The following is a 22,147-nucleotide window of genomic DNA, read 5'->3' as shown; positions in this document are numbered from 1 at the left end:
CCCATCCGGAAGACCCGCCAGCTGACACCGCGCCTCGAGCAGCGCATCCACCACAGCCGTCTCCGTCGACGACTGACGATGCGCTTCCTGCTCCGACTGCGATGCCACGATAACCTCCCCCAAGATCATCACCAGCCTAGCAGTGGACCGGGTCAAGAACCAGCTATTGACCAGGGATTGTGGAGAAACGTCGAAAATAGTTTCTATTACCGTCGCGCTTGCGAAGATCCCCTGATCGTCAGAGTGATTCCGTCGGAGACCCGGTGATCGCGGTTCCTCCACGAGCCCTCCGACCGCGCGCGACCTACGCTGACAGGATGACCTTCACGCCACGCATCGTCGCCCACGAGGCGCTCACGCATGCCGACCTCGCGGCCCTGCGGTCGCTCTTCGATCACGAGTACCTCGACGACCACGGGCCGTGGGATCCCGACCACCCATACGGCTACTCGCCGGCTTCCATGCACGCCATCGTCGACGACGCCACCGGGACTGTCGTAGCGCACGTGGGATTCCAGCCCCGAGAGATCACGGTCGGCGATTCCAGCACGGTCGTCGCGGGCACGGGAGGAGTCCTCGTCGACGCCCGATTCCGCGGCCGAGGGCTGGGCGACCTGGCCATGTCGGCCGCTCAAGCAGCCATGCGAGCCAACCTGGACCTCGAGTACGGCTACCTCGGTTGCCGAGAGGAGGTCGTCCCGTTCTACGAGCGCACCGGCTGGCACCGCATCCGCGTGACGGAACAGAGCGTCTCGCGCACGCCCGCGACGAGACGCACGCCCACGCCGGACGGCACGCAAACGCCGAGCGGGACCCCTGCGCCACGCGAGACTCCCGAGACGAGCGGGACTCCCGAGACGAGCGGCACTCCCGAGACGATCCTCGAGCACGGCGCACCCGTGCTCATCTGCCCGCTGCGAGGCGACGTCCACGCCTGGCCGCCTGGCCCGGTCGATCTGCGGGGCCGACCCTGGTGAGTGCGCGCGGATTCGAGAGCTGCTCTCCGCTGCGCGTCCTCCGCGTCAGAACGTTCGGATTCCCCCAGCCAGCGGGCCGTGATGACAGCACGTTCGCACTCCCCCAGCCGGGGGCCGTGATGGAAGCACGCTCGGGCCCCCTCATCCTGCGGGGCCGTGGCGGCATCGTGCTCGGCTGCGTCCGCCGCCGCCCCGCGACCGCCGGTTGTCAGCTCGCTAGGACGACGAGCTCGGCCCTTCGCCGGCATCCCGCGTCGCCGCCTGCGCCTCGAGTTCGCGGAGGCGCTTGAGCCGGGCCCAGGGCACGAACCCGATCCACATGACGGATGCGATGGCTGCGCCCATGATCATCGACGAGATATCCATGTCATCCACCCTACGAACTGCGTCCTCGCCGGCGCATCGGCTGCACGACGGACGTCGCCCTCGCCTGCTGATGCAGCCGCGCGGTCCGAGGGCGACGCGCTGACTGCTCGTACGCGGCGACCGCTCGAACACGGTGATCGCTCGAACACGGTGATCGCTCGATCGCCTCACCACCGACGTGAGGAGCTCAGCTGAGCACCGCGCGACCGCCGCACTCCCACTGCACCCGGCACGCACCGCCGGGTCGCCCTGCAGAGGAGACTCCAGTCATCTCGCGAACACAGCTCGGCCACCACACGACCCGGGCGCCGCACCTCCCCTACTCGCCGCCCCACCGCCGGTCGCTGCGGTCGAGAAGGACGTAGACCGTGCGGATGAACGCGACGAGCGCCCCGACCCCGCACACGCCGCTGACGGCGATGGACGCCCACAGCACCGCGCCGAGCGTCTCCTGGTGATCCGTGCCGACGGCGAGCTGCGTGGAGGCGAGCGTCGAGACGACGGCGCTGAGCACCCCGATGAGGAGGAACACGGTCCACCACATGAACGATGTCGCGGCGGACCCGTCTGCGGCGGACTTGAACGTGCGCTGGTGGTGCGGGCTCATGCGTCCAGTCTGCCGATCTGCTGCAGTCGATGAATCCCCGGAGACCCACGCGAGACCTGGGTCGGCGCGCAGTCGTCGCGCGCCGCCGCGTGCGAGGATGACCGCATGTCGCGCACCCCGACCGAGCTCTTGAGTCCTGCCGATCAGGAACGCCGTCGCAGCCTTCGGGTCATGAAGGCGGTCGCGTTGGGCGCCTTGCTGTTCATGGCGGTCGTGTTCGTCGTCGCGTTCGCGCTGCAGCGGGATGTGCCCGCGTTCGCCTATGTGCGCGCGGCGGCCGAGGGCGGCATGGTCGGCGCCCTCGCCGACTGGTTCGCCGTGACGGCGCTGTTCCGGCATCCCCTCGGCATCCCGATCCCGCACACGGCGATCATCCCGAAGCGGAAGGACGAGATCGGGCGGACCCTCGGGGAGTTCGTCGAGACCGAGTTCCTGCGCGGCGACGTGGTGCGCGCGAAGCTGCAGGCCACGTCGATCGCGTCTCGCCTGGGCGAGTGGATCGAGCAGCCGGAGCATGCCGAGCGCATCGCATCTGAGGCGTCGATCATGGCGACGGGCGTGCTCGAGGCGCTCAGCGACGACGACGTGCAGGGCCTCATCGAGGACCTCGCCCGCGAGCACCTCGTCGAGCCGCAGTGGGCGCCGCCCCTGGGCGAGTGGATGTCGCGCGTCGTCGCGACGGGCGCGCACCGGGGTGCCGTCGACCTCGCCGCCGACAGCGCCGCGGCGTGGCTGGCCGCGAACCAGAGCGCGTTCGATGGCCTCGTCTCGAAGCGCCTCCCCTCGTGGGTGCCGTCGGTCGCGACGAGGCTCGTCGACGCCACGGCCTACAACGAGGCCGTGAAGTTCGTGGGCTCCGTGCGGGCCGACGATGCGCATCCGGCCCGCGCCGCCATCGACGGCTACCTCGCGCGCCTCTCCGACCAGCTGCAGAGCGACCCCGAGCTCATCGCCCGCTTCGAGGGCGCGAAGGGGAACATCTTCGACAGCCCTCGCATGCGCGAGCTGGCGGCCGAGGCCTGGAACGCCGCGAAGACCGGCCTTCTGCGCTCGCTCGCCGATCCCGAGAGCACCCTGCGCACGCGCGTCACGGCGGCGCTCGTCGACATCGGCCAGCGGCTGACGACGGATGCGCAGCTGCAGCAGCGTGTGAACACGTGGGTCATCGACGCGGCCGTGTTCCTGGTCGACCGGTACCGGCATGAGATCTCGTCGATCATCTCGGACACCGTGGCGAGCTGGGATGCCGAGGAGACGAGCGAGAAGATCGAGCTCATGGTGGGCCGCGACCTGCAGTACATCCGCCTCAACGGCACGATCGTCGGGGCGCTCGCCGGCGTCACGATCTTCACGGTGGCGCACGCCTTCCTGGGCTGAGCACGAGCTCGAGCACGAGCACGAGCCGACCGCCCCGCCCCACCCCACGCCGTCGCCCCGCTCAGCGAAGCGGCCTCACCATGGCCCCCGCCGCCTACCCGTAGAGCTGCCGGTACCGGCGCTGAGCCGCGGGGTGCAGCTCGACGGGGCTCGTGTCGATGAGGTTCGAGGCGGTCAGATACTGCACGCCGAGCGAGCCGTCCGGCACCAGCTTCGCGGCGTCCCCGATCAGCACGTCGACCAGGGCGCGGGCGACGTCGTCTGGCAGGTCGGGGCGCGCGAGCAGGTAGTTGGAGACGCCGATGGCCGGTACCGCCTCAGCGCTCCCGTAGGTGCTCGCCGGCACTGCCGTGAGCGTGTAGACACCGGGATGCTCCGCGTCGAGAGAGTCGAGCGCGCTCGTGAGGTCGAGCAGATCGACCGCCGCGTCGAGGTCCTGCACCGCTGGCAGCGGCAACCCGCCTGACCAGAAGATCGCGTCCACGGTGTCGGCCTCGACCGCGGCGATTGCCTCGTCGAGGTACAGCTCGGACACCACGACGGCCCGGTCCCCCTCGAGCAGGCCGAGGGAGTCGAGCACACGCCGGGCGGTCAGCGCCGCCCCGGACTGCGGGGCCCCGACCGAGACGCGCCGCCCGGCGAGGTCCTCGACGCCACGGACGGGCCCATCCCTGCGCACGAAGCACTGCAGGTAGTTCTGATACACGCGCCCGATCGCGACCTTGTTCTGCGCGTCGGTCGCGGCCGCGTCGGCGAGCACGATGGCCAGCTCGGCGTCTCGCGCCTGCAGCAGGGCCAGGTTGGCGACACTGCCGCCGGTCGTCACGACCTCCAGCCCCGTCGTGCCGTTCCTGTCGAGTGCGTCGCGAAGCAGCTCGCCGAACTGCACGTAGGTGCCGCCCTGCTCGCCGCACGCCATGCGGATGCGCGTGGGCGCCTGCCCGAGCGAGCACCCGGCGAGGGAGAGGGTCGCGGCCGCCGCCGCACCTGCGCCGACTCCCAGCAGGAAGCCACGCCTCGTGACGCTCACCACGCGCGCACCAGACGCACACGTGCGCGGAGCCCGCCCTCGGGCGCCCGGTCGTAGCCGACCGAGGCACGGTTGGCCCTCGCGAGCTCCCCGACGATCGCGAGGCCGAGCCCCGTGCCCGGCTTCCCCCGATGGTCGGGTGAGCGCCAGAACCTCGTGCCGAGCTGCGCGAGCTCGTCGTCGCGGACGCCGGGCCCGTCGTCGCTGATCTCAAGGACCGCGTGCCCGACTGCACCGTCGAAACCGTCGAACTCGTCGGACTCGCCGAAGCTCGCAACCCCGCTCTGGGGCTCGGACACCCCGTCGTTCGCGGCGCCCCTGAACCCTCCCCGCGCAGCAGGCGGATGCGGCCCCGGTCCGCCGACCGGGCTCTGCCCGTGCGCCTGCACCTGCGCCGACGCGGACGCCGATGCCGACACCTGCCCGGACCCGCCCCCGCGCTCGGGCCCCTCGAGCACGAACCGCATCGTGACCGTCGCCCCGTTGCCCGCGTACTTCCGCGCGTTGTCGAGGAGCGTCTCGACGATCTCCTCGAGGTCGCTCTTTCGGCACGCCACGCGCACCTCGCGCTCGTCGACGACGCGCAGCCGCATCCCCTCGTCGTGGAACCGCTCCTCGTGGGGCGCCGCGAGCATGACGGCAGACGTGACGTGCTCGCGGGCAGCCCCGTCGGCGAACCCCGTCCTCCGCCCGCTGGCCTCCGCCGTCGCGCGATGCTCCGCGTTGGCGAGCACGAGCATCCGGTCGACGACGTGCTCGAGCCGGTCGAGGTCGCCGCCGACCGCCGCCAGCTCGGCCTCGTCGGCGTCATCTCGCGGCAGGGCGTCGATGCGCAGGCGGATCGCCGCGAGCGGGTTGCGCAGCTGGTGCGACGCCTCCGCGACGAACCCGCGCTGCTGTTCGAGGGCGTCCTCGACCCCCCGCGACATGCGGGCGAACGACGACGACAGGCGCCGCAGCTCGAGCGGTCCGGTCGCCGCAGCCAGGTCCGGCTCCCGCTGCTCCGCGAGCGCGTTCGCGGCGTCGTCCAACGCGCGCACGGGGCGAAGCACCCAGCTCGTCCAGAACTGCGACGCAGCGAAGAGCAGCAGGAGCAGCAGGAGGCCCGCGAGCGCGACGAGCGCCCACCACCCCGTGATCTCGGCTTTCGCCTCCGCCTGGTCCACCTCGAGCAGCACGGCACCGGATGCCGCGCTCGAGCCGTTCGCGAAGGGCTCCGCGACGAGGTGCGTGTCGTCGCTCCACGGGTAGATGGTCGGGATGGATCGCTGGGGCACGGTGCGCGACGCGGCGAGCACGAGCGACGCAGCACGCGCATCCATGTCGACGTCACCGGTCGAGGCGACGAGCGCGCCCTCGCTGTCGACGACCATGGCGGCCTCCCCGTAGACCTCGGCGAACCGCTCGAGGTAGCGGATGAGGCCGGCGGCGTCGTCGCTCGCGACGGCCGTCTCCGCACGCTGCACGATCTGGTCCATGGACGTCGCCCGCTGCAGGGTGAGCTGCTGGGTTCGGTTCACGGCGATGCCCTCGCTTGCGGGGATGATGATGGCGATCACCGTGAGCAGACCGAAGAGCATGAGGGGCAGCAGCACCTGCAACCTCATCGGGCTGCCTTCGTCTCGAGCCGGTAGCCGAAGCCGCGGATCGTCGTGATCGCGACGGCCGGGAGCTTCTGGCGCAGCTGCGCGAGGTGCACGTCGAAGGACCGTGAGGTCGCCGCGTAGGCATCGCCCCACACCTGGTCGAGCAGCTCCTGCCTGCTGACGGCGCGGCCGACGCGCTTGGCGAGCACGGCGAGCAGCTCGAACTCGGTCGGCGTCAGCGCCACCTCCTCGTCGCCGACCGCGACGCGGCGGGAGAGGAGCTCGATCCGGGCCTCGCCGACGTGCACCACCTCCGGCTCGGCCGTCGGGGCTCGACGTCTGGCGACGGCGTCGATGCGGGCGAGCAGCTCGTGCATGCGCACGGGCTTCACGAGGTAGTCGTCGGCGCCGAGCCCGAGGGCGCGCACCGTCGAACGCTCGTCGCCGCGAGCCGTGACCACGATGACGGGCACCTGGCTGACCTGGCGCAGACGCCTGAGCACCTCGAGCCCGTCCATGTCCTCGAGGCCGAGGTCGAGCAGCACGAGGTCGACGTCGCGGTGCTTGAGGAGCACGTCGCTGCCCCTGGCGACCTGCTGGCAGGCGTGATCGGCGCGCCCGAGCACGGCCGCGAGTGCGGCGGAGACGGACGCGTCATCCTCGGCGACGAGCACACGCATACCCCCAATGGTAGGCGCGCGCCGACGGGGGCCGCCGACACGGGCGAGCGAACGGCGCCCACGTAAAGGGAATGTAAGGATCCGCCCGCCGCCCCTTGCGCACTGTCGAGAGTGGTCCAGTACACCCACACCGAGGTGGGGCCGGGGCTCCACCCCGCGGTCAGCAGCAGATCAACGACGATGGAGAAGTCAATGACGACGACACAGCAGCCGGGCAGCCTTCGCCGCTCGGTTTCCAACACCCTGAAGGGCTCGGCCGGCAACCTCGTCGAGTGGTACGACGTCTACGTCTACTCGGTCTTCGCCTCCTACTTCGAGTTCCAGTTCTTCGACTCCGAGGACAAGAACTCGCAGATCTACATCTGGGCGATCTTCGCCGTCACGTTCCTCATGCGCCCCATCGGCGCCTGGTTCTTCGGGCGCTTCGCCGACCGGCACGGGCGTCGACTCGCGCTGACCGTCTCGGTGTCGATCATGGCCGGATGCTCGTTCATCATCGCGCTCACCCCGTCGGCCGAGGTCATCGGTGCGGGGGCGGCGATCATCCTCATCATGTGCCGCCTCGTGCAGGGCTTCGCGACGGGTGGCGAGTACGGCACGAGCGCCACGTACATGTCCGAGGCCGCCATCCGCGGACGCCGCGGCTTCCTGTCGTCGTTCCACTACGTGACGCTCGTCGGCGGGCACGTGCTCGCCCAGGCCACGCTGCTCGTCATGGTGCTGGCCATGCCGACCGAGGCGATCTCCGAGTGGGGCTGGCGCATCGCCTTCGGCATCGGCGGCGTCGCAGCCATCGTCGTCTTCTACCTGCGCCGCACGATGGACGAGTCGCTCAGCGAGTCGGCCATCGAGTCGGTCAAGGACGGCACGTCGCGCTCCTCGGGCTCGATGAAGGAGCTCATCCTGCACCAGTGGCGCCCGCTCCTCCTCTGCTTCCTCATCACGATGGGTGGCACGGTCGCGTTCTACACCTACTCGGTGACGGGGCCCGGCATCGTGAAGAAGGCGTTCGCGGGTGACGACGTCGTCTCCGGCACGATCCTGAACCTCATCGCGCTCACCGTGCTCATGCTGCTGCAGCCCATCGGCGGATGGCTGTCCGACATCGTCGGCCGCAAGACGCTCCTGGTGTTCTTCGGCGCAGGCGGCGTGCTGTACACCTGGTTCCTGCTCACGTACCTGCCGCAGCAGACCAACGAGCTCGCCGCGTTCGGCATCCTCGTCGGCGGCTTCGTGATCCTCACCGGCTACACGTCCATCAACGCCGTCGTGAAGGCCGAGCTGTTCCCGACGCACATCCGCGCCCTCGGTGTCGGCTTCGGCTACGCCATGGCGAACTCGCTGTTCGGCGGCACCGCGCCGCTCCTCTACACGGCAGCGGGCGAGGCTCAGCAGGTGCCGCTCTTCATCATCTACGTCACCATCGCCATCGCCGCCTCCCTCGTCGTCTACGTGTTCTTCCTCAACAACAAGGGCGTGAACTGGCTCGACGACGAGAAGGCCATGCGCGCCAGGGACGACGAGCGCGACGGCAAGCGCGAGGAGCGCGAGGTCGCCGGCATCCGCTGACCCGCAACGGGGTCGCCCCCAGACGCAGAATGCAGGCTCGTTGCGGAACGAGCCTGCATTCTTCGTATGGATGCGCCTTCGCATGGATGCGCGCTCGTATGGATGCACCTTCATCTGGACGCACGCGGAGGAACGCGGGCGGGGCGGATGGTGGGTGCGAGCTGGCGCGGGCGCGCTGCTCAGATGAGCGCGGGGCGGCGCGCGCTCTCGGCTCCCCCGTCGGCGTAGATGACCTGGCCGGTCACGTAGCCGTTGTCCTCGCTGGTGAGCCACGCGAGGAGATTCGCGACGTGGCTCGGGTCGCCCGTCAGCTGCCCCTCCGGGACTGCCTCCTCGCGCCCGAGCGCGGCGCGACTCTCGGATGTCTCGAGCGCGCCCGCGGTCATGGACATGAACGCGCGCCCCGGAGCCACGACGTTCAGGGCGATGCCCTCGCCGCCCCACTCCGGCTGGGTCGCGGCGCGCCTCGCCCAGCGCGCGACGGACTGCTTCGACGTCGTGAAGAGCACTGACCAGCCGAGGGGCGTCACTGCCGATGCGAGCTCATCCGCGTAGGCGAGGGCGGCGTCCTCATCACCCGTCTCGATGAGGTCAAGCAGCTGGCCGTCGACCTCCTCGAGCGCGACGAGCGTGGCCACGACCGCGGCACGCGGAGCATCCGACAGCGCGAGCAAGGGCCGCAGGCCCTCGAGCGTGGCGACGGCCCCGAAGTGGTTGACGGAGACCGTCTCCGAGGCGGGACGCATGCGGTCGGCGATCGCGAGCGCACCGTCGACGATGCCGCCGCTGAGCTCGGTGGCCTGCGCGATGAGCTCGGCCCGACCCGCTGCACTCGTCAGGTCGACGTTGATGTCGGCTCCGGCGAGATCGACGCCGATGACTCGGTGCCCGTCCTCCCTGAGCTTGAGCGCCGCCGCCTTGCCGATGCCGGTTGCCGAGCCTGTGACCACGTACGTGCGAGTCATTGGTGAGGGTCCTTCGCGCTGGTGAGCCTTCGCTCAGTGACAGAGGAGCCGCAGAGCTACGCGGCGGACCGTGCCCAGGAACACAGTTCAGGAAAGCCGAGGCGTGGGCGCCGAGGGTGGCTCCAGCCTAGGGCTGAGGCGAGTGTCCGTCTCGAATTTAGTCCACTTCAGTAGGCCGCCTAGCTATTTCAGGGGTTTCTTCTCAGAGGACCTCCTCGCGGGGCCCGCACGCAGGCTTCGCGGCGGGCGTCACCGTACATTGGCGACATGACTTCCCGGCTGCTCCCCCTCCGCTTCGGTTCCCAGACCGTGCTCATCACGGGTGCGAGCTCAGGACTCGGCGCGGAGTTTGCCCGCCAGCTCGCGTCGCGGGGCAGCGACCTCGTGCTCGTGGCTCGCCGCGAGGCGAAACTGGAGCAGCTCGCAGCCCAGCTGCGCGACCGATACGGGGTCGCCGTGACCACGGTCGCCGCCGACCTGGGGAAGTCGGGCTCCGCATCCGAGCTCAAGGCGACGATCGAGAGACGCGGCGTTCGCGTCACGAGCCTCATCAACAACGCGGGATTCGGCTCGACCGGGGCCTTCCACGACGAGGACCCGGAGCGCGTTCGGGCCGAGATAGCCCTCAACGTGGCGACGCTGGTGGACCTCACGCAGGCGTACATCGTCGAACTGCGCGCGGGGGACGGCTTCCTCGTCAACGTCGCGAGCGTCGCCGCCTACCAGCCGACGCCCGGTTTCGCGGTCTACGGCGCCACGAAGGCCTTCGTCCGCAGCTTCACGGAGGCGATCTGGGCTGAGTCGGCTGGCACCGGCCTCCGCGTGCTGGCGCTTTCCCCCGGCCCCACCTCCACGGAGTTCTTCGACGTCGCGGGTGAGGAGATGGGGTCCGGCCTGCCGCGCATGACGGCGCGCAAGGTCGTCGCGATCGCGCTGCGCGAGCTCAAGAAGCCGGCGCCCGGGCCATCAGCGGTCCCCGGCCCCCTCAACACGATCCTGACGGTCGCCTCGAGGTTCGCGCCGAGGAAGCTGCTGCTTCGCGGCATGAACCGGGCCCTGGCCTCCCGGTAGCCGCGGGCCGCCAGCCGGCCGCGCCCCCGCCCGGAACGCGCCCCGCCTCATCGAAGCAGCTTGTGGATGCTCCCGAAGTGCCCGCTGTAGGCGTCCACCAGCTTCCGGGCGACGCTCACCGAATCGACGAGCGGGTGCGCGGCGAAGCCACGCCAGGCGAGCTCGCGGGAGCCGCGAGTGGCTGCTTCGATCACGAGCTGCTCGGCTGCCTTCACCTGGGTCATGAGCCCGAGCATCTCCCCTTCGACGGAGGCGATCGGCCACGGATGCACGCCGTCGGCATCGACGACGCAACCGACCTCGACCACCGCGTCCTCAGGCAGGGCGGGGACGAGTCCGCCGTTGCGCACATTGAGGATCATGGTCGCCGGCGTTCCCGACGAGAGGGCCGCCATCAGATCGAGGGCGACGCTCTCGTAGCCGCCTCCGGCGACATCCTCGACGTCGCGCTCCTCGCCCTCTTCGCGGCTCTCGGCCATATAGCTCGCCTCGCGCTCGTGACGGGTGCGCGTCCAGGACTCGAACGGGTCAGTGCCGGGGTTCGCGAAGAACGCACCCTGCTGCACGTCGAGGTACTCGCCCCTCGTGGAAGCGGCGGCGCGGATGCTCTCGTTCGCTTCGCGGGTGAAGGAGTAGTAGTAGAGGTACTCGTTGGGCAGCGCGCCGAGGGCCCGCACCCAGTCGAAGCCGAGGAGGCGCGCCTCCTCGATCCGCTGCAGCGAGGCGTCGGAGGCGAGCAGCTCCGGCAGGCGCTCGACCCCGTCGACCTCGAGGGAGCGCAGCCAGCCGAGGTGGTTCAGCCCGACGTAGTCGAAGGCGAGCTCGGAGGATGCGCTGGCACCGGGGGGCGGCGTTCCTGCCCCCGCGACGGCCGCGGCTCGCCGCAGCAGACCGATCGGGGTGTCGCAGATGCCGACGACGCGATCGCCGAGCACGCCGCGCATGGCCTCCGTGACGATGCCTGCCGGGTTGGTGAAGTTGATGACCCACGCCTCAGGCGCGACTCGACGGATCGTCTCCGCGAGCGAGACCATGAAGGGGATCGTGCGCAGCGCGTAGGCGAGCCCGCCCGGGCCGACCGTCTCCTGGCCGAGCACGCCGAGCTCGAGGGCGATGCGCTCATCCGCCACCCGACCGGCTGTGCCGCCCACGCGGACGGCGCTGAAGACGAAGTCGGCGCCCTGCAGCGCCTCTTCGAGGTCGGTCGTCACCGTGATCCTCGGCGCGAAACGACGCTCGCTCGCGATGCGCTCGACGATCACGCGGATGATCGCGAGCCGCTCGGGCGAGATGTCGTAGAGGCTGAGCTCGTCGATGCGGACGGGGGCCTCGTCGGAGGCGACCGCCTCGAACACCTGGGGAACGCGGAACCCTCCGCCTCCGATGATCGTCAGCTTCACGAGAACATCACCTCTACTTCCGCCTCGCGGAGCACGGCGAGCGTCGCCGGGTCCGCTTGTCTCTCCGTCACGACACCCGTGATCGCGCTGGGCCCGCAGACCCGCAGCAGCCCGACCCCGGGAAACTTGGTCGCATCCGCGAGCACGACGGTCCGCTGCGACGACGCGATCATCGCGAGCTTGACGGGAACCTCGGTCCCGGTCGTGTCCGAGACCGTGCCGTCCGGGCGGATGCCGCTGGTGCCGAGGAAGCAGACCGTGGCCCGGATCTGCGCGAGCGCCTGCTCGGTGAGCACGCCGACCATGGAGCTGTAGTTCTTTCGGACGACCCCGCCGAGCACGATGAGCTCGACCGTGTCGTCGTCGCGCAGCGCATCGACGACGGCGAGGCTCGAGGTGATGACGGTGATGCGTCGGCCGCGCAGCTCTCTCGCGAGGTGGGCCGTGGTCGTGCCGATGTCGATGAGGACGACGTCGCCGTCGCGCACCAGCTCGGCGGCTCGGGCCGCGATGGCGCCCTTCTCGGAGCTCTGGTGCGTCGCGACCTCGGCGAACGGAACCCGGTCGGGCTCGACGCTGCCGCCGCCTCTGACACGACGGAGCAGGCCCTCAGCGCTGAGCGCGTTGAGGTCGCGGCGCACCGTCGACGGCGAGACCCCGAACTGCACGGCCAGCTGCTCGACGGTGACCTGCCCGTCTGCGCGCAGCGACTGCAGGATGCGAGCCTGGCGGGTCGTGGTGAGCATGCGAGGCATCGTAGCAGTCACGAGCGCGCAGCATTCAAGCGCGAGTGAGCACGACTTGACGCACGAACGATCACCGCGCAGGATGTGTGAGCAACACCGCTGTTGCACCCGAGAGGAGCCGCGATGGACTCCGCCCGCGACCCCATGTCGCCCCCGATCCAGGCGCCCGCCCCGTTCCAGGCACCGCAAGCAGGAGCGACCGCGGATGCACGCTTCGACGTCGTGCTCGCCGGCTCCGTCTTCTTCGACATCGTCTTCACCGACCTGCATGGTGTGCCGAGCGCCGGCACCGAGGTGTGGGCAGACGGCATGGGGTCGACGCCGGGTGGCATCGCGAACCTGGCGGTCGCGGCCAGCCGTCTCGGGCTCACGACCTCCCTCGCGTCGGTCTTCGGCGACGACGTCTACGGGCGCTGGTGCTGGGAGCTCCTCGAGGAGCACGAGGGCATCGACCTGAGTCGCTCGCGCCGCTTCGAGAACTGGCACACCGCCGTCACCGTCTCGGTGGCGCAGCACGGCGACCGCAGCATGATCACCCACGGGCACCCGAGCCCGATCTCGAGCGACGCGCTGCTGAGCGACGGCATCTCGAGCCGCACCGCGCTCACCGAGCTGGGCGTCATGTCGAGCCTCGAGCAGGAACCGTGGTGGCTGCGAGCTGCCGGCCAGGGCACCCGCATCTTCGCCGACGTCGGCTGGGACGACACGGGCGCGTGGGACCCGGCCGTCCTCGAACCGCTCTCCTCCTGCTACGCGTTCCTGCCAAACGAGCGCGAAGCAGTCGAGTACACGCGCACCGAGTCGCCGCTCGCCGCAGCCCGCGCGCTCGCCGCGCACGTACCGCTCGTCGTCGTGACCTGCGGCAAGGACGGCGCGATCGGCATCGACTCCGCGACGGGCGAGGAGGTCCGGGTTCCGGCCGTGCCGGTTCGCGCGTACGACGCGACCGGGGCCGGAGACGTGTTCGGCGCATCCTTCGTGCTCGGAACCCTGCGCGACTGGCCGCTCGAACAGCGCCTCACGTTCTCCGCACTGTGCTCCGCGCTCGCCGTGCAGCAGTTCGGAGGCTCGCTCGCCGCACCCGGCTGGGGTGACATCGCTGACTGGTGGGAGGCGACGCGAGCTTCCGGCGATGCCGACCTCATCCGGCGCTACAGCTTCCTGCAGGATGTGCTTCCCCCCGAGCGTGCCGGCGCGGTACGCCGTGCGGAGGCGACCTTCCGCCTCATCGACCATTTCCCTCCCGGAAGGCACACCCTCTCGGGCGCGCAGGGTGCGGCCCCGCGCGACGAGCGTCCCGCCGGCTGACGCCCAAGCGATATCTTTACCCTCTGCTCCCCCGCTGCGATAGGAAGGCCCAACATGTACGAGAAGCACCGGAGAACCGCGGCGGCCGCAGGCGGCTTGGCGCTCGCCCTCGCACTGGCGGGCTGCGCGCCGGGCACCGGCCAGACAGACGGCCCGGCCGAGCCGGCAGGCGACATCAGCACCGACATCTCGCAGGTCGCGGACGTGACGCTCACCGTCTGGGACCAGGAGGTGCGCGGCGGGCAGAACGAGCAGATCGAGCAGTTGAACGCGGCGTTCGAGGAGCTGTATCCGAACGTGACGATCGAGCGGAACTCGCAGGCCTTCGACGACCTGGCGACGACGCTGCGCCTGGCGCTCACCGACGACAACGCGCCCGACGTCGTGCAGGCCAACAACGGCCGGAACACGATGGGGGCGTTCGTCGAGGCCGGGCAGCTGCGCCCGCTCGACGACTACGCGGAGGCGTACGGCTGGTTCGACCGCTACCAGGAGTCGATCCTGCAGTACTCGACGTACAGCGAGGACGCGAAGGTGTTCGGCGAGGGCAACCTGTACGGCCTCCCCCAGGTCGGCGAGGTCGTCGGCATCTTCTACTCGAAGGCGAAGCTCGACAAGCTCGGCATCGAGGTGCCCGGCACCTGGTCGGAGTTCGATTCAGCACTCGCGACGGCGAAGGCGGCGGGTGAGACGCCCATGCAGCTCGGCAACATCGAGCAGTGGCCGGCCGGGCACGTGTTCGGTCCGCTGCAGGGTGGCTACGTGGATGCGGAGACCGTCACGAACCTCGGGCTCGGCAACCCCGGCGCGAGCTGGACGACTCCGGAGAACGTGGAGGCGGCGTCCGCACTCAAGGGCTGGGTGGACGACGGCTACTTCAATGCCGGCGTGAACGGCACCGACTACGACGCGGCCTGGCAGGCGCTTGCCGAGGGCAACGGCGTCTTCCTCATCGGCGGCTCCTGGCTCGCGGCCGACCTCGAGGCGACCATGGGCGACGACCTCGGCTTCTTCGTGCCGAAGACGGATGATGGCGCGCTGGCGACGACCGGCGGCACCGGCCTCCCGTTCGCGATGACCTCGGCGGCCGACAACACCGATGTCGCCGCCGCGTACATCGACTTCCTGACGAGCGACGACGCCATGCAGATCCTCGCCGACACGGGCAACCTGCCCGTGAACAAGTCCGCTGAGCTCGCGCCAGAGTCTGGTGTCTTCGCCGACATCTACGGGGCGTTCGGCGAGGTCACCGAGTCGGGCAGCGTGCTCCCCTACCTGGACTACGCGACGCCGACCTTCGGCGACACGATCGGCCAGTCCCTCCAGGGGCTCATCGACGGACAGCTCACGCCAGAGCAGTTCACCGAGGCCCTCGAGACCGACTACGCGGCCTTCACTGCAGCGAACGAGTGAGCCGAGTGTCGTCGCAGCTGAGGAGCATCCGTCTGGGCCTGGCCGTGCGAGTGCGGCCTGAGCGTCTCCGCGGATGACGGTCGAGAACCCCACGGCGCGCAAGCGCCGCCCAGCCAGGGGTGCCAGCCGTGGCACCCCCGCCTGGGTGCCGTTCGCGTACCTCGCGCCCGCGTTCCTCCTCTACGGCACGTTCCTGCTGTTCCCACTCGGTCGGGCCGTGCAGTTCTCGTTCTTCGAGTGGGACGGGCTGGGCGCATCCACTTTCGTCGGCTTCGACAACTACGTGCAGATCGTGCAGGACGAGCGGCTGCGTGAGGCGTTCGGGCACGCGTTCGTGCTCATCTTCTTCTACGCGATCCTGCCCCTCGCGGTCGGGCTCATGCTCGCGGCCATCCTGACGCGCGCGAAGGTGCGGGGCCTCGGCTTCTTCCGCACCCTCATCTTCCTGCCGCAGGTCATCGCGATGGTTGTCGTCGCCGTCACGTGGCGGCAGATCTACGCGCCCGACGGGCCGCTCAACGGGCTGCTGCGCCTCGTGGGGCTCGAGAGCTGGACGCGGGCGTGGCTCGGCGACTACACCTTCACCCTGCCAGCAGTGGGGCTCATCGGCTCGTGGGTGTCGCTCGGCCTCGTGACCGTGCTCCTCATGGCCGGCATGAGCCGCGTGCCGAAGGAGCTGTACGAGGCCGCGAGGCTGGACGGCGCTGGTCCCGTGCGCGAGTTCTTCTCCATCACGCTGCCGTCGGTGCGCGGGGAGATCACGGTCGCACTGACCCTCACGATCGTCGCCGCGCTCAAGACCTTCGATCTCATCTACGTCACCACGAGCGGCGGGCCCGGCACATCGACGACCGTGCCGAGCTTCGAGGTGTACCGGCGGGCGTTCGAGCTCGGCGAGGTCGGGGCCGCCACAGCCGTCGGCGCCGTGCTCACGCTCATCGTCTTCGCCATCAACTTCGTCGTGAACCGGATCGGGGACCGCGCATGAACGTCTCCATCTTCGAGAAGGTCGCCAACTACCTGATCCTCGGCGTCTTCGGGCTCGTCATCCTCGGACCGATCAGCGTCATCGTGACGCTCGCGTTCGGTCCGGAGAACGCGACCGTCGCCCAGGAGGGGCGCATCCTCCACTGGGAGAACTTCCCCACGGCCTGGGAGGTCGCCCGCTTCGGGCAGTACATGCTCACCTCGGTGGTCGTCGCGGCGATCGTGGTGGTCGTCGCCGTGCTCGCGTCCATCCTCGCCGGCTACGCGCTCGGCACCATGAAGTTCCGCGGCGCGACGCCGATCTTCTACCTGTTCCTCCTCGGCATCATGGTGCCGACGGAGGCGTTCATCGTGCCCCTCTACTTCGACCTGCGCACCGTCGGACTGACGAACACGGTGTGGGGGGTCGCGTTCCCGCAGATCGCCATGTCGATCGCGTTCGGCACGTTCTGGATGCGCACCTACTTCCGCTCCTCGAGCCAGGCCCTCATCGACGCGGCCAAGCTCGACGGAGCCGGGTCCATGCGCATCCTGTGGCAGGTGCTCGTGCCGATCGGCCGGCCCGCGATCCTCACGCTGGTGCTGCTGACGTTCATGTGGACCTGGAACGAGTTCCTCATCCCCCTCGTGATGTCGCCAGACGGCAGCGTGCGCACGGCGCCTCTCGGCCTCGCCTTCTTCCAGGGCCAGTACACGCAGGGCACGGCGCTGCTCGCGGCGGGCGCCATCATGGTCGCCCTGCCCGTCGTCGTGCTCTACATCTTCCTGCAGCGCCACTTCATCCAGGGGATGCTCGAGGGGGCGGTCAGGGAGTAGCTGGCCGGTGCGCGCCGGGCACGGCGCGCGTCGCCTCGCCCGTGTAGTCGGCGAGCAGGGGCGGCGGCAGCGGGCCCTTGATGCGCTGGCCCGCCTGCTTCTCCTCCCAGGCGTGGGCGAGGATCCCCACGGAGCGCGAGAGCACGAAGAGGCCCCTCGCGAGCTCCGGCTGGACGCCGAGCTCGGCGTACACGATGGCGGAGATGCCGTCGATGTTCATCGGTATGCGCCGCTCGCCCCGCTCGAGCGCGCGTTCGAGCGCCAGGCCGGCGGCGAGGTAGCGACCCGCGATGTCGCCCCTCGCGGCGGCCTCCTCGACGAGCCGCAGCAGCGGGTCGCGGCGCGGGTCGCGGGGGTGGAACCGGTGCCCGAAGCCCGGCACGAACATTCCCCGGCTCTTGTGGTCGGCGATCGCCTCGCGGGCGAGCTGCTCCAACGCGACACCTTCGGCCTCGTGCCGCTCGACGAGGTCGTTGAGCAGCTGCACGCACTGCTGGCCGGCGCCGCCGTGCGTGTCGCCGAGCACGTTCACCCCGTTGGCGACGGCCGAGTTGAGGCCCACGCCGCAGGTCGCGGCCATGCGCGCGCTGGCGATCGACGGCGCCTGGGGGCCGTGGTCGACGCTCGCGACGAGCGTCGCCTCGAGGAGCTCGGACACGGCCCGCGTCGGGAGCGCCCCGGTCGTGAGGAGCCAGATCGTGCTCACGAACCCGACGTTGCCGATGACCTCCTCGATCGGGTAGCCGCGGAGCTCGATCTCCCCCGGGGCGATGCGGGTGACGCTGGTGCTCCACCATGCGGTCGCGTCGTCGACGGTGGGCTGGTGGCCGGTGGTGCTGCTCATACGGCTCGCTCCCCGTGAAGTGCTCGGATCTGCCCGTCGTCGTAGCCGAGCTCGTGCAGGATCTCGTCGGTGTGCTCGCCGAGCCCCGGCGGCGGAACGGTGGGGGCGCTCGGTCGGTCATCGAGGCGGATGCCGTTGCCGAGCACCCGCAGGGTCTCGCCGTCGCGCCCGGGGAAGGGCAGGTCGTGCACGAGCTCCCGGTCGATGATCTGGGGGCTCGCGAGCATCTCCGGAACGGTGAGGACGGCAGCCGCCGGCACGCCCCGCTCCGAGAGCAGGTCCTCCCAGTGCGCCGTGTCGTGCGCGCTCAGCGCCTGCTCGATCTCGCGCGTGAGCTCCGCCCGGAAGCGCTTGCGATCCTCCCGGTCGCGGAAGCGCGGGTCGTCGGCCAGCTCGGGTCGGCCGATCGCCGCGACGAGCGCGACGAACTGCTCCTGCTTGTTCGCTGCGATGTTGAGCGCCCCGGTCGCCGTCTGGAAGGTCCCGGACGGTGCGGCCGTGCCGTTGTCGTTGCCGAGGGCGCGTGGCACCTGGTCGGCGACGAGGTGGTTCGACACGACCCACCCCATTGCGGTGACGGCGGTCTCGAGCATCGACACGTCGATGCTCGAGCCCACCCCGGTGCGCTCGCGTCCGTGCAGTGCGGACGAGATCGCGAACGCGGCCGCGAGCCCGCCGAGCGTGTCGGCGATCGGGTAGCCGGCCCGGAGCGGGGAGGTCTCCGGGGTGCCGGTGACGCTCATCATCCCGGACCCGCCCTGGATGATCTGGTCGTAGGCGGGCTTCGAGCGCAGCGGTCCCGTCTGGCCGAAGCCGGAGATGGCGCAGTAGACGAGCCTGCTGTTGATGGCCCGCAGCGCATCCCAGCCGAAGCCGAGCCGCTCGAGCACGCCTGGCCGGAAGTTCTCGCAGAGCACGTCCGCCTCGGCGACCAGGCGCCGCATGACCTCCCGACCTCCGTCCGACTTCAGGTCGAGCGTGATCGAGCGCTTCTGGGCGTTCTGCGCCAGGAAGGAGACTCCCATCAGGCTGCCGTTGAGCTCGGAGTCGGCGCCGAGCCTGCGGGCGAGGTCTCCCCCGTCCGGCACTTCGACCTTGATGACCTCCGCCCCCATGAGGGCGAGCTGGTAGCAGGCGTACGGCCCTGCCAGCACGTTGGTCATGTCGAGCACGCGGACTCCCGCGAGTGGGCCTGATGGGGTCTCGGTCATACCGTGACTTCCTTTCTCGCAGCGAGCTTCGTGCGGATGACCCGCACGATGACGAACGCCACGGTGAGTGCGAGGACGGAGTAGAGGGTGATGGTGATGGGGCTGTCGATGAGCACGCCGGGGTCGCCTTCGCTGACGGCCATCGCCCGCCGGAACTCGGTCTCGGCGAGCGGCCCGAGGATGATCGCGATGAGCATCGGGGCGACGGGCAGCCCGTAGCGCCGCATCGTGAATCCGATGAGCCCGATGACGACGACGAGCACGAGGTCGAGGATCTTGCCGCTCGTGGCGTAGACGCCGAGCATCGCGAAGAGCGTGATGCTCGCGTACAGGTAGTGGCGTGGGATCTTCAGCAGCTTCGCCCAGAGCGGCGCGAAGGGGAGGTTGAGGATGAGGAGCACGACCATGCCGATGAAGAAGCTCGCGAGCAGCGCCCAGACGAGTTCACTGGAGCGCTCGAAGAGCAGCGGCCCCGGCTGGAGACCGTACTGCCGGAACGCCGCGAGGAGGATCGCCGCTGTGGCCGAGGTGGGCAGGCCGAGCGCGAGCAGCGCGCCCATGGCGGTTCCCGCTGTGGCGTTTCCAGCTGCTTCCGGGCCCGCGACACCCTGGATGGCGCCGAAGCCGAACATCGGCTTCTTGCGACGCTTGTCGAGCCGACGCTCGGCGCCGTAGGAGAGGAACGTCGGCACCTCGGCGCCGCCGACGGGGATGATGCCGAAGGGGATGCCGATGGCGGTTCCGCGGAGCCAGGCCGGCAGCGCCTGACGCAGCTCGCGCAGCGACAGCCAGAGGCGCCCCTTCGACTGGATGAGACCGGTGTCGTCGGAGTAGCCGCGACGTCCCGCGACGGCGAAGACCTCGCCGAGCGCGAGCAGGCCGACCGTGATGACGACGATGTCGATGCCGTCGAAGAGCTCGGGGATGCCAGCCGTGAAGCGCGATGTGCCCGAGATCGAGTCGATGCCGACGACGGAGATGGCAAGGCCGAGGACGAGCGCCGCGAGACCGCGGATGATGGACTGCGTCACGACCGCCGAGATCGCGATGAACGCGAAGATGGCGAGCGCCAGGTACTCGGCTGGGCCGAACAGCGTCGCGAGTTCCGCGAGTCGAGGCGCGAAGAAGACGACGAGGATCGACGCGAGGATGCCGCCGATGAAGGCGCCGATGGCCGAGGTGGCGAGGGCCTGAGCCGCTCGTCCGTTCTTGGCCATGGCATGGCCTTCGATCGATCCGGCGATCGCCGTGCTGTTGCCTGGCGTGTTCATGAGGATGCCGGCGATCGAATCGCCGAAGAGCCCACCGAAGAGCACGCCCGCGAACATGATGAAGGCGCCGATGGGGTCGAGCGAGAACGTGACGGGGAGGAGGAGGGCGACGGCCATCGCTGAGCCGAGCCCGGGGAGGACCCCGACGGCCGTGCCGAGCACGGCGCCGATGAGCACCCAGAGCATGTTGATGGGGGTCAGGACCGTGAGGAACCCTTCCCCGAGGTTGGCGAGCGTATCCATCAGAGGACTCCTACGAAGATTCCGGGGGGAAGGTTGAGGCCGAGCCCGATCGAGAACGCGATCTGCACGATGGAGGACATCGCGAGCGCGAGGAAGATGTCGAACACGGGTCGGCGGCTGCCGAGGGCCCTGGAGATGCCCCAGAAGAGGAAGGCGCCGGAGAGCAGCCAGCCGAGCGGGGTGAGCGCGGCGATGAAGACGATCGTCGTGCCGAGGGCGCCAAGCAGGGAGCGGATGTTGGTGCGCGGTCTGATGTGCTCGGCCGCGAGCTCCTTGTCCTGCACGATCGCGAGCTCGTCGCGGTCGAAGTCGGAGAGCTCCTCGACCTCTTGGTCGACGCCCCTCTTCTCGCCTCGGAGCTCGGCCAGGTCCGGCTCTGCCACTCGCTCCGGTTCCGGATTGCGGATGACGTCGATGGCCAGGAAGGCAGCAACGATGAAGATCGCGACCGAGATGATCGCCGGGAACACCTGCGGGCCCGGCTGCGAGACGTTGCTCGGCACGGCCATCGTGACGGTGCCGATGACGAGGCCGATCCCCACGAGGGTGAGGATTCCGGGCACGACGAGTCCGGTGCGGCGGCACCACCAGCCAGGGCTCGCGGTGGTGTCGTGCTGGGTCCACGCTGAGGTGGGGATGACGCCGGTCATAGTCCGAGCTCCTCGATGATCTGGTCGACTCTCGCCTGGTCTTCTTCGATGAAGGCGGCGAATTCGTCGCCCGTGAGCACTGCCGGCTCCCAGTTGTTGCGTTCGAGCGTGTCCTGCCATTCGGGAGTGGCGACCATCTCCTCGAAGATCGAGACGAGCTGGTCGCGTTCTGCGTCCGTGATGCCGGGAGGGGCGACGATGCCTCGCCAGTTGGGAAGGTGGACGTCGACGCCCTGGTCCATGAGGGAGGGGATGTCGATGCCGTCGACGGGCTCCTCCGCAGACACGGCGAGCGCGCGGAGGTTGCCCGCCTCGATCTGGTCGCTGAACTCGTTGTAGCCGCTGACCCCGACGGCGACGGTGTTCGAGAGCAGCGCGGTGAGCACCTCGCCGCCGCCCGCGTATGAGACGTAGTTGAGCTCGGCCGGGTCGATGCCGACATCCTCCGCGACGAGGCCGGCGAGGAGATGGTCGGTGCCGCCAACGCCGCCACCGCCCACGGCGAGCGCGTGCGGGTCAGTCTTCCAGTCGGCGATGAAGTCATCCAGGGTCTCGTATGGCGAGTCCGCGGGCACGATGAACACCTCGTAGTCCTCGGCGAGCCGCACGATCGGTGTCGTGTCGGAGAGGTCGACGGCGGAGTCGTTGACGTTGATCGCGCCCATCATGACCGTCCCCGTCATCATGAGGTTGGTCGGGTCGGCCCCGAGGCCAACGAACTGCGACAGTCCGATGGTGCCTCCGGCGCCGGGCACGTTGACGACCTGGACGTTGTTGACGATCCCGTCTGCGCGCAGCGCCTGCTGCGCCTCCCGTGCCACACCGTCCCATCCACCGCCCGGCGCCGCCGGCGCCATGAACGTGAGCTTCGTACTCGGGTCGGTCCCGGTCGTCGAGTCGCTGGCGTCGAACGCCGCGATCCCGACGAGCACGGCGGTCGCGGCGATGCCGAGTCCGCTCATGAGCTTCCGTCTTGCTGTCACGATCACTCCCTTGTGATTGACTTGTCCATACAGCGGACACATCTGTC

Annotated in this window: 21 protein-coding genes; 8 read left to right on the top strand and 13 right to left on the bottom strand. The window is 69.9% G+C overall.

Annotated features, from left to right (window positions below):
- Window positions 1-317: 317 nt before the first annotated feature.
- A complete protein-coding gene (locus C5C17_RS06260) occupies window positions 318-977 on the top strand; it encodes a GNAT family N-acetyltransferase (RefSeq protein ID WP_104252534.1) in 660 nt (219 codons plus the stop codon).
- Between the two features lie 216 nt (window positions 978-1,193).
- Here the strand turns inward: C5C17_RS06260 and C5C17_RS18555 are convergent, their stop codons facing one another.
- Together C5C17_RS18555 and C5C17_RS06255 are read right to left on the bottom strand one after the other, a co-directional pair.
- Window positions 1,194-1,343, bottom strand: a complete 150-nt coding sequence (locus C5C17_RS18555; RefSeq protein WP_181028508.1) for a hypothetical protein — start codon at window positions 1,341-1,343, stop codon at window positions 1,194-1,196.
- A gap of 319 nt (window positions 1,344-1,662) precedes the next feature.
- A complete protein-coding gene (locus tag C5C17_RS06255; protein ID WP_104252533.1) occupies window positions 1,663-1,950 on the bottom strand; it encodes a hypothetical protein in 288 nt (95 codons plus the stop codon).
- A 105-nt stretch (window positions 1,951-2,055) separates the two neighbouring features.
- Between C5C17_RS06255 and C5C17_RS06250 the strand changes: the two genes are divergently transcribed.
- Window positions 2,056-3,327, top strand: coding sequence for a DUF445 domain-containing protein (locus tag C5C17_RS06250; protein WP_104252532.1), 1,272 nt, complete (start codon window positions 2,056-2,058; stop codon window positions 3,325-3,327).
- Window positions 3,328-3,421: 94 nt separating this feature from the next.
- On the opposite strand, the gene C5C17_RS06245 is transcribed toward C5C17_RS06250, so the two are convergent.
- Genes C5C17_RS06245 through C5C17_RS06235 form a run of 3 tightly spaced genes read right to left on the bottom strand, consistent with a single transcriptional unit; the run spans window position 3,422 to window position 6,623 of the window.
- On the bottom strand, window positions 3,422-4,360 hold the full coding sequence (locus C5C17_RS06245; RefSeq protein ID WP_104252531.1) for a TAXI family TRAP transporter solute-binding subunit: 939 nt from the start codon (window positions 4,358-4,360) through the stop codon (window positions 3,422-3,424).
- Window positions 4,354-5,964: a HAMP domain-containing sensor histidine kinase gene (locus tag C5C17_RS06240; protein ID WP_104252530.1), complete on the bottom strand. Its 1,611-nt coding sequence runs from the start codon at window positions 5,962-5,964 to the stop codon at window positions 4,354-4,356. Before C5C17_RS06240 ends, C5C17_RS06245 begins: the two co-directional genes overlap by 7 nt.
- A complete protein-coding gene (locus C5C17_RS06235) occupies window positions 5,961-6,623 on the bottom strand; it encodes a response regulator transcription factor (protein WP_104252529.1) in 663 nt (220 codons plus the stop codon). Before C5C17_RS06235 ends, C5C17_RS06240 begins: the two co-directional genes overlap by 4 nt.
- A gap of 192 nt (window positions 6,624-6,815) precedes the next feature.
- Between C5C17_RS06235 and C5C17_RS06230 the strand changes: the two genes are divergently transcribed.
- Complete coding sequence (locus C5C17_RS06230; RefSeq protein WP_258066017.1) at window positions 6,816-8,192, top strand: MFS transporter; 1,377 nt, start codon at window positions 6,816-6,818, stop codon at window positions 8,190-8,192.
- 179 nt (window positions 8,193-8,371) lie between these two features.
- On the opposite strand, the gene C5C17_RS06225 is transcribed toward C5C17_RS06230, so the two are convergent.
- Window positions 8,372-9,157 (bottom strand): SDR family oxidoreductase, encoded by a 786-nt coding sequence (locus C5C17_RS06225; protein ID WP_104252528.1) that lies wholly within the window; start codon window positions 9,155-9,157, stop codon window positions 8,372-8,374.
- Between the two features lie 267 nt (window positions 9,158-9,424).
- Between C5C17_RS06225 and C5C17_RS06220 the strand changes: the two genes are divergently transcribed.
- On the top strand, window positions 9,425-10,228 hold the full coding sequence (locus C5C17_RS06220; protein ID WP_104252527.1) for an SDR family oxidoreductase: 804 nt from the start codon (window positions 9,425-9,427) through the stop codon (window positions 10,226-10,228).
- A gap of 47 nt (window positions 10,229-10,275) precedes the next feature.
- Here the strand turns inward: C5C17_RS06220 and C5C17_RS06215 are convergent, their stop codons facing one another.
- Window positions 10,276-11,628: a 6-phospho-beta-glucosidase gene (locus tag C5C17_RS06215; protein WP_104252526.1), complete on the bottom strand. Its 1,353-nt coding sequence runs from the start codon at window positions 11,626-11,628 to the stop codon at window positions 10,276-10,278.
- Window positions 11,625-12,374 (bottom strand): DeoR/GlpR family DNA-binding transcription regulator, encoded by a 750-nt coding sequence (locus C5C17_RS06210; protein ID WP_104252525.1) that lies wholly within the window; start codon window positions 12,372-12,374, stop codon window positions 11,625-11,627. Before C5C17_RS06210 ends, C5C17_RS06215 begins: the two co-directional genes overlap by 4 nt.
- Window positions 12,375-12,497: 123 nt before the next feature.
- Here C5C17_RS06210 and C5C17_RS06205 point away from each other — a divergent pair, with 123 nt between their 5' ends.
- The 4 genes from C5C17_RS06205 (at window position 12,498) to C5C17_RS06190 (ending at window position 16,898) form a co-directional block, all read left to right on the top strand.
- Window positions 12,498-13,682 (top strand): PfkB family carbohydrate kinase, encoded by a 1,185-nt coding sequence (locus C5C17_RS06205; RefSeq protein ID WP_258066013.1) that lies wholly within the window; start codon window positions 12,498-12,500, stop codon window positions 13,680-13,682.
- 54 nt (window positions 13,683-13,736) lie between these two features.
- Entirely contained in the window at window positions 13,737-15,095 is a 1,359-nt protein-coding gene (locus C5C17_RS06200; protein WP_104252524.1) for an ABC transporter substrate-binding protein, read from the top strand.
- Window positions 15,096-15,168: 73 nt separating this feature from the next.
- Complete coding sequence (locus C5C17_RS06195) at window positions 15,169-16,083, top strand: carbohydrate ABC transporter permease (protein WP_104252523.1); 915 nt, start codon at window positions 15,169-15,171, stop codon at window positions 16,081-16,083.
- Window positions 16,080-16,898: a carbohydrate ABC transporter permease gene (locus tag C5C17_RS06190; RefSeq protein ID WP_104252522.1), complete on the top strand. Its 819-nt coding sequence runs from the start codon at window positions 16,080-16,082 to the stop codon at window positions 16,896-16,898. The genes C5C17_RS06195 and C5C17_RS06190 overlap by 4 nt, the downstream gene beginning before the upstream one ends.
- Here the strand turns inward: C5C17_RS06190 and C5C17_RS06185 are convergent.
- Genes C5C17_RS06185 through C5C17_RS06165 form a run of 5 tightly spaced genes read right to left on the bottom strand, consistent with a single transcriptional unit; the run spans window position 16,888 to window position 22,100 of the window.
- The gene (locus C5C17_RS06185) at window positions 16,888-17,742 is read right to left on the bottom strand and encodes a citryl-CoA lyase (RefSeq protein WP_104252521.1); all 855 of its coding nucleotides are present in this window, start codon (window positions 17,740-17,742) and stop codon (window positions 16,888-16,890) included. The two genes, C5C17_RS06190 and C5C17_RS06185, sit on opposite strands and share 11 nt — an antisense overlap.
- Window positions 17,739-18,953, bottom strand: coding sequence for a CaiB/BaiF CoA-transferase family protein (locus C5C17_RS06180; protein ID WP_104252520.1), 1,215 nt, complete (start codon window positions 18,951-18,953; stop codon window positions 17,739-17,741). The genes C5C17_RS06185 and C5C17_RS06180 overlap by 4 nt, the downstream gene beginning before the upstream one ends.
- A complete protein-coding gene (locus C5C17_RS06175; RefSeq protein WP_104252519.1) occupies window positions 18,950-20,467 on the bottom strand; it encodes a tripartite tricarboxylate transporter permease in 1,518 nt (505 codons plus the stop codon). Before C5C17_RS06175 ends, C5C17_RS06180 begins: the two co-directional genes overlap by 4 nt.
- Window positions 20,467-21,117, bottom strand: a complete 651-nt coding sequence (locus C5C17_RS06170) for a tripartite tricarboxylate transporter TctB family protein (protein WP_104252518.1) — start codon at window positions 21,115-21,117, stop codon at window positions 20,467-20,469. The genes C5C17_RS06175 and C5C17_RS06170 overlap by 1 nt, the downstream gene beginning before the upstream one ends.
- Window positions 21,114-22,100 (bottom strand): tripartite tricarboxylate transporter substrate binding protein, encoded by a 987-nt coding sequence (locus C5C17_RS06165; RefSeq protein WP_258066010.1) that lies wholly within the window; start codon window positions 22,098-22,100, stop codon window positions 21,114-21,116. The genes C5C17_RS06170 and C5C17_RS06165 overlap by 4 nt, the downstream gene beginning before the upstream one ends.
- Window positions 22,101-22,147: the final 47 nt, after the last annotated feature.

It is taken from the genome of Pseudoclavibacter sp. RFBA6, assembly GCF_002931575.1.
GTDB lineage: Bacteria > Actinomycetota > Actinomycetes > Actinomycetales > Microbacteriaceae > Pseudoclavibacter > Pseudoclavibacter terrae.
The sequence above is the reverse complement of the archived record's forward strand: the minus strand, read 5'-3'. Positions and strand labels throughout refer to the sequence as shown.